This is a genomic window from Oscillospiraceae bacterium NTUH-002-81 (genome assembly GCA_032620915.1).
Classification (GTDB): Bacteria; Bacillota; Clostridia; order Lachnospirales; family Lachnospiraceae; genus JAGTTR01.
In genome coordinates this window covers 1453400-1469655 of the sequence record CP136052.1, presented here as the reverse complement: position 1 = coordinate 1469655, position 16256 = coordinate 1453400, and the positions used below count along the sequence as shown (strand labels likewise).

General features: G+C 54.0%; 14 protein-coding genes and 2 pseudogenes. All 16 read right to left on the bottom strand.

All coding sequences use genetic code 11. The annotated features are described in order from the left end of the window. Positions 1 to 11 precede the first annotated feature (11 nt). The 16 genes and pseudogenes from recN to RJD28_06900 all read right to left on the bottom strand — a co-directional run bounded on the left by recN (position 12) and on the right by RJD28_06900 (position 16223). Complete coding sequence (gene recN / locus RJD28_06975) at positions 12 to 1721, bottom strand: DNA repair protein RecN (protein WNV59215.1); 1710 nt, start codon at positions 1719 to 1721, stop codon at positions 12 to 14. 229 nt (positions 1722 to 1950) lie between these two features. Beyond that, positions 1951 to 2400 carry an arginine repressor gene (gene argR, locus RJD28_06970; protein WNV59214.1) on the bottom strand — a complete coding sequence of 150 codons (450 nt, stop codon included), beginning with the start codon at positions 2398 to 2400 and terminating at the stop codon, positions 1951 to 1953. A gap of 63 nt (positions 2401 to 2463) precedes the next feature. Then, entirely contained in the window at positions 2464 to 3321 is an 858-nt protein-coding gene (locus tag RJD28_06965; protein WNV59213.1) for an NAD(+)/NADH kinase, read from the bottom strand. A gap of 26 nt (positions 3322 to 3347) precedes the next feature. Further along, a pseudogene (locus tag RJD28_06960) lies at positions 3348 to 4158 on the bottom strand (TlyA family RNA methyltransferase). A 5-nt stretch (positions 4159 to 4163) separates the two neighbouring features. Next, positions 4164 to 6044: a 1-deoxy-D-xylulose-5-phosphate synthase gene (gene dxs, locus RJD28_06955; GenBank protein WNV59212.1), complete on the bottom strand. Its 1881-nt coding sequence runs from the start codon at positions 6042 to 6044 to the stop codon at positions 4164 to 4166. A 12-nt stretch (positions 6045 to 6056) separates the two neighbouring features. Further along, positions 6057 to 6944, bottom strand: a complete 888-nt coding sequence (locus RJD28_06950; protein ID WNV59211.1) for a polyprenyl synthetase family protein — start codon at positions 6942 to 6944, stop codon at positions 6057 to 6059. Then, entirely contained in the window at positions 6934 to 7155 is a 222-nt protein-coding gene (xseB, locus tag RJD28_06945; GenBank protein WNV59210.1) for an exodeoxyribonuclease VII small subunit, read from the bottom strand. Before xseB ends, RJD28_06950 begins: the two co-directional genes overlap by 11 nt. A 24-nt stretch (positions 7156 to 7179) precedes the next feature. Further along, a complete protein-coding gene (gene xseA, locus RJD28_06940; protein ID WNV59209.1) occupies positions 7180 to 8409 on the bottom strand; it encodes an exodeoxyribonuclease VII large subunit in 1230 nt (409 codons plus the stop codon). Between the two features lie 185 nt (positions 8410 to 8594). After that, positions 8595 to 8984, bottom strand: a pseudogene (gene nusB / locus RJD28_06935) (transcription antitermination factor NusB). Positions 8985 to 9528: 544 nt separating this feature from the next. Then, complete coding sequence (locus RJD28_06930) at positions 9529 to 9903, bottom strand: Asp23/Gls24 family envelope stress response protein (protein WNV59208.1); 375 nt, start codon at positions 9901 to 9903, stop codon at positions 9529 to 9531. 249 nt (positions 9904 to 10152) lie between these two features. Then, positions 10153 to 11358, bottom strand: a complete 1206-nt coding sequence (locus RJD28_06925; protein WNV59207.1) for a transglutaminase domain-containing protein — start codon at positions 11356 to 11358, stop codon at positions 10153 to 10155. A gap of 49 nt (positions 11359 to 11407) precedes the next feature. After that, positions 11408 to 12997 (bottom strand): peptide chain release factor 3, encoded by a 1590-nt coding sequence (locus RJD28_06920; GenBank protein ID WNV59206.1) that lies wholly within the window; start codon positions 12995 to 12997, stop codon positions 11408 to 11410. Positions 12998 to 13069: 72 nt separating this feature from the next. Beyond that, a complete protein-coding gene (locus RJD28_06915; protein WNV59205.1) occupies positions 13070 to 14218 on the bottom strand; it encodes a phosphopentomutase in 1149 nt (382 codons plus the stop codon). A gap of 169 nt (positions 14219 to 14387) precedes the next feature. Further along, positions 14388 to 15071 carry a SpoIIIAH-like family protein gene (locus tag RJD28_06910; protein ID WNV59204.1) on the bottom strand — a complete coding sequence of 228 codons (684 nt, stop codon included), beginning with the start codon at positions 15069 to 15071 and terminating at the stop codon, positions 14388 to 14390. Continuing rightward, positions 15068 to 15694 (bottom strand): stage III sporulation protein AG, encoded by a 627-nt coding sequence (locus RJD28_06905; protein ID WNV59203.1) that lies wholly within the window; start codon positions 15692 to 15694, stop codon positions 15068 to 15070. Before RJD28_06905 ends, RJD28_06910 begins: the two co-directional genes overlap by 4 nt. Then, a complete protein-coding gene (locus tag RJD28_06900; protein ID WNV59202.1) occupies positions 15684 to 16223 on the bottom strand; it encodes a stage III sporulation protein AF in 540 nt (179 codons plus the stop codon). Before RJD28_06900 ends, RJD28_06905 begins: the two co-directional genes overlap by 11 nt. Positions 16224 to 16256 lie beyond the last annotated feature (33 nt).

Genomic DNA, 16256 nt, shown 5'->3' with positions numbered 1-16256 from the left:
ACTTCTCCTGATTAGTATGAGAGTTCCGTCTGATTTTCACACCCGTTATTTTTTGTACGATCTGCCAATTCTTTCATTTCACGCGCATTTTGCAGCACGGCATCGGTGATGCGCACGCCGCCCAGCATCCGGGCCAGCTCCACCGTCTCTTCCTCGTGATCCAATGCACGGATCACGGTATGGGTACTGCCTGCTTCCACCTGTTTTTCAATGAGGAAATGGGCATCTGCCATGGCTGCGATCTGGGGCAGATGGGTAATGCAGATGACCTGCCGCCGACCGGCAATGACGCTTAATTTCTCGGACACCTTCTGGGCCGTCCGGCCGCTGATGCCCGCATCGATCTCGTCAAAGATCTGTGTCCCGATGGCATCCCTGTCTGCCAGCACTGCTTTCACCGCCAGCATGATCCTGGAAAGCTCACCGCCGGAAGCCACTTCCTTCAAGGGCCGCGCCGGCTGCCCCGGGTTGGTGGAGATATAGAAGGTCACCCCATCGGTGCCGCCTACGGTATAATGATCCAGCGTCTCAAAGCGGATTTCAAAGCAGACTGCCGGAAAATTCAGATCCTCCAGTGCATGGCGCACCTCTGTAGCAAACTGAGCCGCCGCTTTCTGCCTGATCCCGCTTAGCTTCTTCGAAGCTTCTGCCAGCTTTTTCTCCGCAGCATCGGTTTTTGCCTTCAGCTCCTGCCGGTATGTCTCATAGGATGCCAGTTTTTCCAGATAAGATTCCTTCTCCTGGCAATAGGACTGGATCTTCTCTATGGTGCTTCCATATTTATCCTTTAAATGGTTGATCAGGTTCAGCCGTTCCTCCACCGTGTAGAAGTCCTCCTGGCCGAAGGTGACAGCATCCGCATAATCCTGTAATTCCCGGTTAAAATCGTTGAGTAGGGAATCAATGGTCATGAGCTGCTCATGCAGGCCTTCCAGCCCTTTGTCATAAGCGATCACGCCGGAAAGTGCCCGGACTGCCCTGCCGACGGCTTCCCCGGCACCGCTGCCGGAATCGTAACCGGTCTGGGCATAAGCTGTCTCCAGTGCCTCCGCGATGCTTTTCGCATGGGTCAGCTTCCGGTACTGCTCCTCCAGCTCCTCATCTTCCCCGGGACGAAGGGCCGCATCCTGGATCTCCTGTACCTCAAACTGTGCAAAAGAGACCTCTCTGGCCAGCTGTGCTGCGTCCATGGTCTCTTCTTCCCATTCTTTGCGGAGAGACTGGTACTCGGCGTAGCACTTCTGTACTTTGGCAAGGGCTGCGGCCGCCGCATCTCCCGCGTAAGCATCCACCAGTTCCAGCTGCCTCTGGGCTTTCATCAGCGTCTGGTTCTCATTCTGCCCGTGAATGTCCAGCAGATATTCCCCGGCCTGCTTCATCACAGCCGCCGAACAGGACTCCCCGTTGATGCGGCAGATACTCCTCGTGCCCATGAGTTTTCTGGAAAACACATAGACACCGTCCTCCGGATAAATGTCCAGATCCGCCAGGCATTTTTGCACACCCGGCTCCGCCGTGAAGGTCAGCTCTGCATAGGCATAGTCCGCCCCTGTGCGAATCACATCTCTGGACACCTTGCCGCCCAGTGCCATATTCACAGATCCCATCAGAATTGATTTACCCGCACCGGTCTCACCGGATAAAATGTTCAGGCCTTTGCCGAAGGTGACCTCTGCCGACTCGATCAGTGCCAGGTTCTTTACCATTAAGCTTACTAACACGTATCTCTCCTAATTTTAATTATTCCAACAGTTCCGCCGCGCGATCGCGCTTTTCACTATTTTGTGATCTTGTCACAATCGTTCTGTCGCGCCATTCGCAAAACCGCGCTGCCGCGCTTTCCGCTGCTTCGCAGCTTATTTTTGCTCATCATCGGGCGCTCTCTTCATCCATTTCGACAGTCCGCTTTTCATGCAAGCATGAATGCGGCCTCTCTCATGTATGACAGAACTATTGCAGAACCTTATTGATCTTATCCATGGTGATGAGGGTGTCGTCCACGGTACGGATGGCACACATGACGGTGTCATCCCCGGCCACGCAGCCCACGATCTCATTCCAGTGCAACTCATCCAGCGCCAGCGCCACGGCCATCGCCATGCCGGACGCGGTCTTGATGACGAGGATGTTCTGGGCCATGTCCATGGACACGAAGCCATCCCGCAGCACGCGGATGTATTTCTCGCTCTTCCATCCCTCTTTGTTCTGGAACACCACATAACGCTGGCGCTCTCCATTCTCTGATATCTTCATCAGCTTCAGCTCCCGGATATCTCTGGAAACGGTGGCCTGCGTTACCTGAAAACCGGCCTCATTCAGCTTGTCTGCCAGTTCTTCCTGCGTCTCTATGTTGTATTTATTGATGATTTCAATAATCTTGGCATGTCTGGCTGTCTTCAACTGTGGTATCCTCCCATTGTCTGTTTTATTCCTTTTAACCATTTTCTCTCTATATATGCTTCCTTACATCAGCTTTCTGCTGAGCACCTCCAGGAAGCTCTGGTCATTGAGCTTGATCAGCTTTGTGGCGTGGATGGAACGGCGGATCTTCACCCGTTCCCCGCTGACAAGACCAATCTCCGTATCTCCGTCAAAGGTAGCCACGGCTCTGTCCTTCTCCATCTTCCGTCCGGGGCCGATGACGATCTCCACCTGGTCATGGCCGGAAAGCACGATGCTTCTGGCGTTGAGGGTATGGGGACAGATGGGCGTGATGAGCAGCATCTCCGCCCCCGGCTCCACGATCGGGCCTCCGGCGGACAGATTATACCCTGTCGATCCCGTCGGTGTTGAAATAATCATACCATCTGCATTGTAGGAATTCAAGTACCGCCCATTGACAAAAATCTGAAAATTCACCACACGCAGAACGCCCTGTCTGCTGATGACAATGTCGTTCAGCGCCTTTCCTGCGTAGGTTTTCCCTTCCTCTGTGAAAACCTCGCCGCACAGCATCATCCGTTTTTCCAGATAATATTCTCCCCGGATGAGGGTGTCCAGCGCCTGTCCGTACTCGGATGCCTCCACCTCTGTGAGGTACCCCAGCGTTCCCACATTGATGCCAAGAAACGGCACGTCCCGCCTGGCCAGATCCCGGGCCGCCTGGATCACCGTCCCGTCACCGCCCAGCACAAGCACCGCATCGATGTCCTCGGGCACCCTGGCCGGGTCTGTAAACGAGTATGCATGATTTTCCGAAGGCTGCGCATTTTCCTGATATGAACACGTTTTGCCGCGGCGATTCAAATATCCGACAATTTTATCCCGCAGCGTCACACTCTCCGGCTTTTCACTGTTCGCTATGATATAAAAATGTTCCATAAATTTTTCCTTTTCCGAAGAAGCCGTTATTGATCCAGCGCATCATGGGCGCGGGTCACCACATCTGACACCACAAAGGGCCGCTCGGGTCTTGGCGTATCGTCCCCGTGATTTTGCAGATGAAGCAGGTATTCGATATTTCCCTCCGGCCCTTTTACCGGAGAAAATTCCAGGTTCAGCAGTTCAAAACCGATGCTGCCTGCGAAATCCGCGATTTTTTCAATGACCTCTTCATGGACGGCGCGATCCCGCACCACGCCCTTTTTGCCGACCTTTTCCCGACCGGCCTCAAACTGGGGCTTGATCAGGCAGACGATCTGGCCGTCAGGCGTCATGAGCTGCTTCACCGGCGGCAGCACCTTGGTCAGCGAGATAAAGGACACATCAATGGATACAAAGGCCGGTGGTTCCTGGATGTCCTCCGGCACCACGTAGCGGATGTTCGTCTTCTCCATGCACACCACCCGTGGATCCTGCCGGAGCTTCCAGGCCAGCTGGCCGTGTCCCACATCCACAGAATATACCTTCACCGCGCCGTTCTGCAGCATGCAGTCGGTAAAACCGCCGGTGGAGGAACCCACATCCATGCACACCTTGCCTTCCCAGCACCACGTCAAAATTGTCCATGGCCTTTTCCAGCTTCAGGCCGCCCCGGCTTACATATTTGAGCACATGGCCGCGCACCTCAATATCCGCCGCCTCGTCAAACATGGAGCCCGCCTTGTCCTCCCGCATGCCTTTCACAAACACGTTGCCGGACATGATGATGGCCTTAGCCTTCTCTCTTGATTCTGCCAGTCCTTTTTTGACCAGCAATACATCCAAACGTTCTTTCATGATCCCTACTCCTCTGTCAGGCAGGAGGACACATATGTGGTGATCACTTTTTCGGTGATCGTCCGGGCATCAATTCCCACTTCCTGTTTCAGAAGCCCCACGTTGCCGTGCTCCACATATTCATCCGGAATGGCACATGCCAGGAATTCCGTCTGCAGATGATTCTCTGTCAGATACCGGAGCACATGCTCTCCAAAACCGCCGTTTTCCACATTTTCTTCCAGTGTCACCAGCAGTTTATGCTCGGATGCCACTGTTTTCAGCATCTCCCCGTCCAGCGGTTTGGCAAACCGCGCGTTGATGAGGGAACACTGATAGCCGCAGGCTTTTAACTGCCGCCGCACTTCCTCTGCCGTCTTCACCATGCTGCCAAAGGCAAGAAGGGCGATCTCCGACTCGTCGTAGAGCACCTCGCTCTTGCCGTAAGCCACCGGTGCCCGAAACTGGGACAGCCCGTCGTAAGCTTCCCCTCTGGGATAGCGGATGGCAATGGGGCCGTCAAAGTTGATGGCAAATTTCAGCATATCCGACAGCTCCCATTTGTTCTTTGGCGCCATCAGCGTCATATTGGGAATGCTGGTCAGATAAGAAATATCAAAAATGCCCTGATGGGTCTCCCCATCGCTGCCCACCAGTCCTGCCCGGTCTACCGCAAACACCACCGGCAGCTTCTGGATACAGACATCATGGATGATCTGGTCATAAGCCCGCTGCAAAAATGACGAATAGATCGCCACCACCGGTTTTAAGCCTGCTGCCGCCAGCCCTGCGGCAAAGGTCACCGCATGCTCCTCCGCAATGCCCACGTCGAAGAAACGCTGGGGGAACATATTGCGGAACCGCTTCAGGCCGGTACCGTCCGGCATGGCTGCGGTAATCGCCACCACCTTCTCGTCCCGGTCACCCATTTTCCGCATGACCGTGGAAAAGATATCGGTATAGCCGGCCTTGGCCTTCCGGCTGGAAGGCAGTCCCGTCTCCACCTCGAAGGGCTCCGCGCCGTGAAACCGGGACGGATGCCGCTCTGCGGGGGCATAGCCCTTGCCCTTTTTTGTCAGTACATGGACAAGCACCGGCCCTTTCACCCGTTTGGCCTCCTGGAATACCCGCAGCAGCTGGCGGATATCATGGCCGTCCACCGGGCCCAGATAAGTGATGCCCATATTTTCAAACAGCATACCCGGGATGACGAACTGCTTCAGGCTGTTTTTCGTCCGGCGGATGCCGTTTACCATCTTTTCCCCGTAGACAGGAATGCTGTTCAGGGAATTGTAAATGCCCTCCTTCAGCTCCGTGTAGGCCGTGGCTGTCCGCAGACCGCTTAAATACCGGGACATGCCACCCACATTTTCCGAAATGGACATGTTGTTGTCGTTGAGCACAATGATAAAATTCGTCTCCATCCGGGAGGCATTGTTCAGCGCCTCGTAGGCCATGCCGCCGGTGAGGGCGCCGTCGCCGATGACGGAGATCACATAGTTGTCCTCCCCCAGGGCATCTCTTCCCATGGCAAGGCCCAGACCTGCGGAAATGGACGTGGAGCTGTGACCGGTGTTAAAGCAGTCGCAGTCGCTCTCCTTTGTCTTGGGGAAGCCGCTCATGCCGCCGAATTTCCGCAGCGTATCAAAGCCGTCCTTCCGTCCGGTGAGGATCTTATGGGTATAGGACTGGTGTCCCACATCCCAGACGATCTTGTCTTTTGGCAGATCAAAGGACAGATGCAGCGCCATGGTCAGCTCCACCACGCCCAGATTGGACGCCAGATGTCCGCCGGTCACACTGATCTTCTCGATCAGAAACCTGCGGATCTCCTCCGCCAGCTCTTCCAGTTCCTTTTTATTCAGCTGTTTGATATCATTCACCTGATTGATTTTCTCTAACTGCACGCCAAAATCCCTCTATTTCTCTCTGTGGATGAGATATGCCACCAGTTCCTCCAGGAATGTATTTCTGCCCGGGAACGTTTTCAGCACATCCAGGGCACGCCCGGAAATCTCCTCCACATCCTTGGACGCTTTGTCAAGACCTTCCAGCGTCACGTATGTTGTCTTATGGTTTTTCTCATCACTGTGGATCGGTTTGCCCAGCACCTCTGTGGTGCTGGTCACATCCAGAATGTCGTCCTGGATCTGGAACGCCAGGCCGATATCCGCCGCAGCCGCCTCCACCCGGGCCACCTGTTCTTCCGATGCCCCTGCCAGCACCGCCCCGATCATCATGGATGCCTCGATAAGGGCACTGGTCTTCAGCCGGTAAATAAAATCCAGCTTCTCCCGGTCCAGGGGCAGGCCCTCGGATTCCACATCCACGGTCTGACCGCCGATCATGCCGTAAATGCCTGCCTTTTCTGCCAGGATCTTCAAGGCCGCCGGGATATGCCGGTTGTCCGGATCCACGGTAAAAGCCTTGATGGCCGTCTCAAAGGCATAGTTCAGAAGACCGTCCCCGGCCAGAATGCCCATGGCTTCCCCGTACATGATATGGGTCGTCTTTCTGCCCCGGCGGTACTCATCGTTATCCATAGCCGGCAGATCATCGTGCACCAGGGAATAGGTGTGGATCATCTCCATGGCTGCCATGAACGGCTCAATGACCTTTCCCTTACCGCCAAACAGCGTGTAGCATTCCTTCATAAAAATGGGGCGCAGTCGTTTGCCTCCGGCCTGCACGCTGTAATTCATGGCATCAATAACCGTCCGCTGAAAACCGGCCTCCTCCGGAAGGTAGGCGGTAATGACTTTCTCTGCCTCTGTTACTTTTTTGTTCAGTGTCTCTTTAAAACTCATCCAAACCACCGCTTTCATTGATGACCAGCATCTTTTTCTCTATTTTATCGATCTTGTCGTTGCACGCTTTCAGATAACGGACGCCCTGCTCGTAGGCAGCAAAGGAATCCTCCAGCGTCGTATCCCGGTCTTCCAGCTTCGCAATGATCCGGTCCAGTCTGCCGAAAAGTTCTTCCAGCGTCTCTTCCCGGTTATCTTTCTCCATATCCATAATGCCCCTGCCTTTCTGCTGCTCTTACCTGCGGATCGCGGTCTTCTCTTTCACCACGGCATCGATCCGTCCGTTGGCCACATAGATCTTCACCGGATCGCCCGGCTCCACCTGGCCGATGTCCGTCACGGCCCTTCCCGCGCTGTCCGCCGTGTAGGAAAAGCCCTGTTTCAGCCGTTCCAGCGGAGAAAGTCCCTCTAATTTTCGCACATAAAGATCCAGCGCATGCCGCTTCTGTTCCAGCTTCTGTTCCATGAGCTGCTCCAGCTGGTCCGTCAGCTGGGCGGCCTGCTGCCGCTTCTCCCGGATCTGGTTCTGGGGACTGGCGTGGGTCAGCCGCAGTTCATACTGCTCGCACCGTTTTTCCGCCAGCACGATCCGATCCATGAGTAGCCGGTTTAGCTGTCTGTGACATTCCGTCAGCTGATCCAGCAGCTGCCGGACATCCGCCACCGCCAGTTCTGCCGCCGCCGAGGGCGTGGGCGCCCGCAAATCCGCCGCGTAATCCGCAATGGTCGTATCCGTCTCATGGCCCACCGCGGAAATGATGGGCGTCCGACACTCAAAAATGGCCCGGGCAACGATCTCTTCGTTAAATGCCCACAGATCCTCCATGGAACCGCCGCCGCGGCCCACAATGATCGTATCCACACCAAGCTCGTCCAACAGGCGGATGCCTTTTGCTACGCTGCCTGCCGCCCCCTCTCCCTGCACCAGCGCCGGGTAGAGGATGATCTGGACAAAGGGATTGCGCCGGTGGGAAATGTTGCGGATATCCTGGATGGCCGCCCCGGTGGGCGCTGTCACCACCCCTAGTCGCCGGATGTATTTGGGAATGGGCTGCTTGTAGCACGCATCAAACATGCCCATCTCTTCCAGTTCTCTTTTCAGCGCCAGAAACTTCTGGTAGAGAAGCCCTTCTCCGTCCAGCATGATCTCTCTGGCGTACAGCTGGTACTTGCCGTCCCGCTCGTAGACACTGACGCTTCCCAGCACCAGCACATCCTGTCCTTCCTGCATACGAAAAGAGAGACCTTTCCGGTTTCCCGCAAACATCACGCAGGAGAGCGTTCCGGTCTCATCCTTCAGGGAAAAATAAATGTGTCCCGATGTATGATATTTACAGTTCGAGACTTCTCCCTTCACATAAATATGATTCAGCATAAAATCCTGGACGAACATGTTCTTGATGTACGTGTTCACCTGTCCGACCGTATATGCCCGCCGCGTCGGGCGGATTCCTGTCTGCGGCATCTGACACATCCCCGCCTTCCGATGATTCCCTGTTTCCTGTATTTCCACAGCCGGTGTGCGTTTTAGACTTCTTTCGGCTCAGACACGGCTGCTTCTTTCTGCTCTGCTTCTTTGACAGGCTTTTCACCGTCAGTCTCTGTTTTTGCGGATCTGGAACTGTCTGCCTCTGTCGTCTCTGCTTTTACCAGCTTGCCCAGTACGCCGTTGATAAACGCCGGGGACTCGTCTCCGCCGAACTCCTTGGCCATCTCCACGGCCTCGTTGATGGCAACCGACGTGGGCACATCCTCATCAAAATAAATCTCATAAGCAGCCAGACGCAGGATGGTCAGCTCTACCTTTCCCATACGGGATACCTTCCATCCGGTCGCTGCCTCATTGAGCATCTCATCGATCTTCTCCAGATGCTCCATCACCAGCTCATATTTCTTTTCGATATAGCGGCGATCCTGCTCGCCCGCCATGGGGAGATCCTCCATATACAGTGCTACCTGCTCCGGCATATCCGCCGCGTCGTTGAATTCCACACGAAACAGCAGACGGAAAATGTGTTCCCGCAGCTCTCTTCTTTTCATAAATATACTCCTCCCGGAATGTAAAATTCTCTTTTGTTTCTTATTATACTATACTCTGAACGTTTTAAAAAGGGATTTTTTCACACGTTGACAGATTTGAAAGAAATGGCTATACTATATATATCAAGACAGTCGGAAGGTGAGTGCACTTCACCCGTCCCGGCGAAACTTTTATACTAAGAAATAGTCGTCAAGCTTGTCGGGGCAGGACGGCTATTTCTTATTTTTCAGATTCAGAATAGATACGATCAGTCCGGCAACTGCCAGAATCACCATAAATTCTTCATATGTACTCATAAGCATCATCCCTTCCTCAAGACTCGGAACGGATGAAAAGCACGTCCTCCAACTGCCCTGCTTCTATTGTATTTTCAATCCTAAGAAAACACAATGTCACTTTTGCACAAACCACATACAAACGCTTTCAGCAATATTTTATCGCATCATTTTGTTTTATCGGACGAGGTTCCTATGAGACAAAAAGAGACAGCCTTCAAGCCGCCTCTTCCCTGTTTTCACTGAATTCTGTTATCTTCGATTCCCCTTACTTCATGTCCACGCCTGCGATGTGGATATTGACCTCCACAACGCTTAAGCCTGTCATGCTCTCGATGGCAGATTTGACCTTCTCCTGTACCTTGGCAGAGGTCTTGGGGATGCTGTAGCCATAGCTCATGTTCAGGGACAGTTCTACGGTTACCTCGTTCTCCTGTACAGCCACCTTCACACCCCGGGACAGGTTCTTCATTCCCAGCTTGCCCACCAGCTCATTGGTGATATTGCCTGCCATGGATGCCACGCCCTCTACCTCGGTAGCGGCCAGACCTGCGATGATGGCAACGACCTCATCTGCAATCTGCACCTCACCCATGTTCAGTTCTTCATGTATAGAATAAGAATTCTTCTTTTCTTCGGACATCTTTATCCCTCCTGTAACACTTATGCTATTCCTATTATAGACAGATTCCACCGGGAAAGCAAACACTTTTTATATTTATAACTATTGTATAACAGTCCAGCCGCGCCATTCGCAAAACCGCGCCTACAGCGCTCTCCGCTGCTTGCGCAGCTCATTTTTGCTCATAGACAGGCGCTCCCCTCATGCTTTCGAACAGCCAGATTTTCGTGCAAGCCCGAAATCTGACTGCCTGAAATCATGGCTGAACTGTTATGCTAAATATACGATCAACAGGTAGCTCTCGGGATCCGCCGTATAGGAAATGCTCTTCAGGGACGGCAGCAGGCCAAAGATTTCCTGCCCGTCAAACAGACGACTGATGTACTGTTCGTACACCTGGCTGTCCGGGAACTTCATCATCAGGTACGTTTTTCCATCGGCTGCAGCAGCTGTCAGCCGTTCTGCCAGCAGGCTTCGGTCATACGTCTCATAATACAGCCCCTCTGCCCGGTAGTAATTCCAGGTAACGGCGGTACAGTCCGGCAGCTCCACCGGAGCATCTGCCGTATGATCCACGGAAATCTGCGCGGTTGTCAGATTCAGGTAATCATAGTTGACGTAAACATCGCCCATCCGGTGCAGCGCCTCGGAATCCATGCCGGTCACCGGGTCTCCCCAGGTGGTGTCCACATAATAGTATTCCCCGTCCAGCTGGACAAAATTCCAGGCGTGGGACACAAGAACGCCCTCCGGATTTCTGGCATCGCCGGTGACGGTGGTGCACGGGATGCCCACCTGTTCCAGCAGATACTGAGTGGCAAAGGCATAGCCCTGGCACACGGACTCTCCGTTTAACAGCACACTCAAAATGTTCTGGTTATCCGGCGCATCCTCATTGTAATCAGTGTGCAGTACGATATAGTCATAAATATATTTTTCTTTTTCGTAGGCAGAAGCGCCCTCCGGAATGTCGGAGAGGATCTGTACAGCCGCTGCGTCCACCTGCTGCTGCTTCTCGTCCCGCTCTTCCCGGGTATACGTGTACCGCCCGGAGAAGGTGTAGAATTCGGTCTGCCCGTCGATGGTATGCTCGGTGATCGTGTAGCCATTGATATAAAACAGCTCCGGATGATCCATGAGAATGGCCTGATAGGCCAGATCCACCTGATCCGGGTTCATGGACGTGATCCGCACATCCTCCTCATAGGAGGTCAGGATCGTCAGAAGCTCCAGATAAACGGTCTGATCCTCCCCATCCAGATGGGCATAGGCATAGTCCATCTCTGTCACAGCTTCCCCCGCCGCAGACATGGATTCTTCTGTCAGTGTGGTAAACTGTCTTCCGTAAATCTCCGCCTGCTTGTCAACCAGCACCTGATGCACACTGTCATAGACGGTATCCACCAGCCCGCAGCCCGACAGCAACATGCCCGACAGCGCCAGTACGGCAATCCGTGTCACAAATCCCTTTTTCATGCCAGCTACTTCTATTCCTTTCAAAACCGTTTTCCGTTCACCCGCTGGATTAATTTCTTCCGAATTCCTCCAGCTGCAGGCCCTCGTTCCGGTCAAGCACCATGCCGATGCTCCAGCTGTTGACAAAGAGCAGCAGCGGGTTGCCCTTCAGATCCTTGATCTTCTTCATGTCCGAAGTGCCCACCAGCTTGTTCAGATCCACATTTTCGTTGGTGATCCAGCGGATATGCTCATAGGGCAGGTTTTCCAGACGGATCTCCACATTGTACTCATTTTCCAGACGATATTTCAGCACATCAAACTGCAGCACACCCACAACGCCTACGATGATCTCCTCCATACCGGTGTTGAACTCCTGGAAGATCTGGATCGCGCCCTCCTGGGCAATCTCGTTGATGCCCTTGACGAACTGTTTTCGCTTCATCGTATCCAGCTGTCGTACCCGGGCGAAATGCTCCGGTGCGAAGGTGGGAATGCCCTCGTAGGCAAACTTTTTGCCCGGCGCACACACGGTATCGCCGATAGAAAACATGCCTGGATCGAAAACACCGATGATATCACCGGCATAGGCCTCGTCAATGACCTTTCGCTCCTGGGCCATGAGCTGCTGGGGCTGGGACAGACGAAGCTTCTTGCCGCCCTGCACATGATATACTTCCTTGGTGGCATCAAATTTGCCCGAGCAGATGCGCATAAACGCGATCCGGTCTCTGTGGGCCCGGTTCATGTTGGCCTGGATCTTGAACACAAAAGCAGAGAAGTCCTCGGACATGGGATCGATCTCTCCCTGATCCGACATGCGCGGCAGCGGAGAATAGGTCATATCCAGGAAGTGGCGCAGGAACGTCTCCACACCGAAGTTGGTCAGTGCGGAGCCGAAAAATACCGGAGAAAGCTCTCCCTTGCTCACCAGTTCCATATCAAATTCTGCGCTGGCGCCGTCCAGCAGTTCGATCTCCTCCAGCAGCTTTTCCTTGGCTGCACTGCCGATCTCCGCATCCAGCTCCTGGCTGTCGATGGGGATCTCCTTGGATGCGCCTTCCTTGGTTCCCTTCTCGGTATCCGCGAAAGTGGTGACACAGCGGGTGTTCCGGTCATATACCCCCTTGAAGCCCTTTCCTGAGCCGATGGGCCAGTTGATGGGGCAGGTGGCAATGCCCAGCTCTTTTTCAATATCATCCAGCAGGTCAAAGGTGTCGTTGGCATCCCGGTCCAGCTTATTGATAAAAGTAAAAATCGGAATGTGGCGCATGACGCATACCTTGAACAGCTTTCTCGTCTGCGCCTCGACACCCTTGGAAGCGTCAATGACCATGACCGCGGAATCCGCTGCCATCAGCGTCCGGTACGTATCCTCAGAGAAATCCTGATGTCCCGGTGTATCCAGAATGTTGATGCAGTACCCGTCGTAGTTGAACTGCATCACGGAAGAGGTCACGGAAATACCTCTCTCCTTCTCGATCTCCATCCAGTCTGATACGGCATGCCTTGCCGTTGCTTTTCCTTTGACGGAGCCCGCCAGGTTGATGGCGCCTCCGTAAAGAAGAAATTTCTCCGTCAGCGTGGTTTTACCGGCATCGGGATGGGATATGATGGCAAAGGTTCTGCGCCTTTCGATTTCTTTTCTATAGTCTGACACTGAAAGCTTCCTCCTGCGTTCTTACAAAATATTCATGAAATTTCACCCTGTGAAATCTCATCTGCTGCACTCCTACAGCATCGGTTCCCCCGAAATTCTGCGCGGAATACCGAAATATTCTAACACAGTTGCCCCTATATCTGCAAATGTTTTTCTCGTTCCGAAGTTTTTGCCCGTCGGTGCGTTCTTGCCGTACATGATAAACGGCGTATATTCTCTGGAATGATCGGTGGACGGGGTGCTGGGATCGCAGCCGTGATCTGCTGTGATCATGAGAAGATCGTCGTCCCGCAGCTTGCCGAGAAGCTCCGGCAGCCGCTGATCAAAATAGGTGAGCGCTTTGGCGTAGCCGTCCACGTCGTTGCGGTGGCCGTAGAGCATGTCATAATCCACCAGGTTCGTGAAGGACAGCCCCTCGAACTCCCGATCCATATTTTCCAGCGTCCGCTCGATGCCCTCCTCGTTACCGGAGGTGTACACGAAGTCCGTGATGCCGCTTCCTGCAAAAATATCCTTGATCTTGCCCACAGAGAGCACTTCCTTGCCAGCCTCCTGCAGCTGATTTAACATGGTCAACGGCGGCACCAGGGAGAAGTCATGTCTTCTCGGCGTTCTCGTGAAGTTGCCCGGGGTACCGATGAACGGCCGGGCAATGACACGGCCCACCCCGTGTTCTCCCTGTAAAATCTCTCTGGCGATCTTGCAGTACCGGTATAACTCTTCCACCGGCACAATGTCCTCATGGGCTGCGATCTGGAACACGCTGTCCGCAGAGGTGTACACGATGAGCTTGCCGGTCTTCATGTGCTCTTCACCGTAATCCTTGATGACCTCCGTGCCGGAGTACGGCTTATTGCACAGTACGCCGCGGCCCACCGCTTTGGAAAAAGCGTCGATTACATCCTGGGGGAAGCCATTGGGATAGGTAGGCATGGGCTTGGGAGAAATATGCCCTGCGATCTCCCAGTGACCGATGGTGGTGTCCTTTCCCTTGGACTGCTCCTGCATCCGGGCGAACGCTGCCGTCGGATGCGGTTCCTTCTCTCCGATGTCCATACCGTCAATATTGAAAAAACCAAGCTTTCTCATGTTTGGCATGGAAAAATAAGGACTGCGGGAGCAGGCTTTGATGGTATTGCTGCCCACATCGCCGTATTCTGCGGCATCCGGTTCTTCCCCGATTCCCACACTGTCAAGTACGATCAAAAAAACCCGTTTCATATATTTTACGCTCCTTCCTCTGGTATCTTCTACCGTCAGCATTGCTGATCTGTATTCTAAATGAAGTATAACATCAAAATAGCAGACTGACAACCTACAGAACGCCCCAACCGTCGTTCCGGGCAGCATATCTATTACCATTCACACGCGCCATTTGTTGCGTTACAACCTACTCACTCAAAGGTGTAATGACAATGTTTTCCGCAGAAACACCGGTTTTGCGCTTCATGATATCCTCGATCTGTGCCCGCTCGGCATCCCCCAGGTCGGCACTGCCCACCACCACGTCAGCCGTATCATCCTCAATGTTTACCACCACATCCGCAAAGCCTTTTGCCTCCAGCAGCATTTCTGCCGCAGCCTCCCGCTCGGCTTTGTCCGTCAGGGCGACCATGGCGTCGATGGCATCCTGCTTCTGGGCGTCCTCGATATTGCTGTTGTTGATGATCTCCAGCAGCATTTCCTTATTTTTTGAACGCACCTGCTCCCGGTTCACCTTTGCCTGGGCGGTGATCCCGGACGTACTGCCCGCACTGGTCAGCACTGCTTCCCCGGGCACATCCGACGTATCCGCATCCGGCGCCACCTCATCCGTGAAAATCTCCCCGGAAGCGGCCAGATCTTCTTCTGACAGGTCAAGAAGCGCCTGGTCATCCGCAGCTGCCTGGTCACTGACCGCCTCATTTCCGGCATCCACATCTGTCTGCCCCTGTGCGTTCCCGCCCGTGGCAGAGGCCAGATCCTCCACCCCCAGCGTCCAGCGGTTTCCCGAGAAGTTCAGGTACCCCGCCACCGCGATCATAATGGCCAGCGTTGTAATGATGATCTGATTTTTTTTCAATATCCGTTTCAATACAAACCCTCCCCTTCCTTTAATTTCAGCACCTTGATTTTATGTACCTCTATCTGCAGCAGCGCCTGCACTGCCTCGAGAATGTCCTGTTCCACACGCGGATCATCTGCCCCGGTGGCGGCCACCACCACGCCGCTGATCCCGGGTGCATATTCTCTCACCACATAGGGGATCTGCCTGCCGTCCTTTGTCTCCTCAAATACCGTTGCCTCCTCTGTTGTGCTTTCCGTTTCCTGTGTTCCCTCCTGGGCATTTGTCTGGCTTGTGCTCCGGGTTGGCACATCCTTTTCCACCACCTGCTCCCCCGCATCCTTCAGCCGGATGAGTACCTGCACCTGCCCTACCCCGTCCACCTGACGGAGAAAATTTTCCAGCCGGATCTCCAGCTGTCTTTCATAGGCCGGTTCTTCCACTGCTGCCGCCTGGCTTTCCCTGGCGTTCCCCGTCCCGTCAGACGGATAACTGTCTGTCTTGCCTGTGGTTTTGTCCTGTACCGGCATGGCAATGACCAGCAGAAGCACCCCGAAAAGCAGCGCAATGACCAGGTAATCCTTCCTCGGCCCTTTTCCCGCAAATCTGCTTTTTACTATTTCTATGAACGAGGATTGTTTTTTAGTATCCATAATTTCCGCCTCCCTGGCCGCTGTGTAAATTGATGTTTTCCTCCGGCATATTCCACTGGACGGCAAGCCGCCGGATGAGCGCTGTCGTCTGCCCTTCCTCCCCTTCCGATACCCGGGCCAAAACGTACAGCACACTGCCGTAGCTGCCGCTTTTTTCGTCGGTTTCCAGCAGAAGCTCGATATCCGTCAGCACCACCTCTTCCTGGGCCGCCAGATCCAGCAGCTGGGCTTTGAGCATGGTTTCATACTGATCCAACACGGCTCTGCGGCTGATCTCCCCCATGCCCGCCATCTCCTCCCGCAGCTCCTCCTGCTCCCCGGAAAACCGGTAAAAACGGAAGGCATTTTCCAGCTGTTCTTCCATGCCAAACAGAGAAAACAGCGGCTGGGTCATCACAATGACGAGGCACACCCCTGTAAAAAATTTCAGATATTTCCGGTAGGTGTCCCCGGGCAGCACGTTGGTCACTGCCGTCACCAGCAGCAGGTACACCGCCACGTTCCACACCCATTCATAGAGAACCTCCATTTTACTCCCCTCACCACTTCACGGGCTTTTCCC

Coding starts and splice junctions, on each gene's coding strand:
- RJD28_06965 (WNV59213.1), bottom strand. CDS start 3,321: ATGGAACATTTTTATATCATAGCGAACAGTGAAAAGCCGGAGAGTGTG.
- RJD28_06950 (WNV59211.1), bottom strand. CDS start 6,944: ATGAGTTTTAAAGAGACACTGAACAAAAAAGTAACAGAGGCAGAGAAA.
- xseB (WNV59210.1), bottom strand. CDS start 7,155: ATGGATATGGAGAAAGATAACCGGGAAGAGACGCTGGAAGAACTTTTC.
- xseA (WNV59209.1), bottom strand. CDS start 8,409: ATGCCGCAGACAGGAATCCGCCCGACGCGGCGGGCATATACGGTCGGA.
- RJD28_06930 (WNV59208.1), bottom strand. CDS start 9,903: ATGTCCGAAGAAAAGAAGAATTCTTATTCTATACATGAAGAACTGAAC.
- RJD28_06925 (WNV59207.1), bottom strand. CDS start 11,358: ATGAAAAAGGGATTTGTGACACGGATTGCCGTACTGGCGCTGTCGGGC.
- RJD28_06915 (WNV59205.1), bottom strand. CDS start 14,218: ATGAAACGGGTTTTTTTGATCGTACTTGACAGTGTGGGAATCGGGGAA.
- RJD28_06905 (WNV59203.1), bottom strand. CDS start 15,694: ATGGATACTAAAAAACAATCCTCGTTCATAGAAATAGTAAAAAGCAGA.
- RJD28_06900 (WNV59202.1), bottom strand. CDS start 16,223: ATGGAGGTTCTCTATGAATGGGTGTGGAACGTGGCGGTGTACCTGCTG.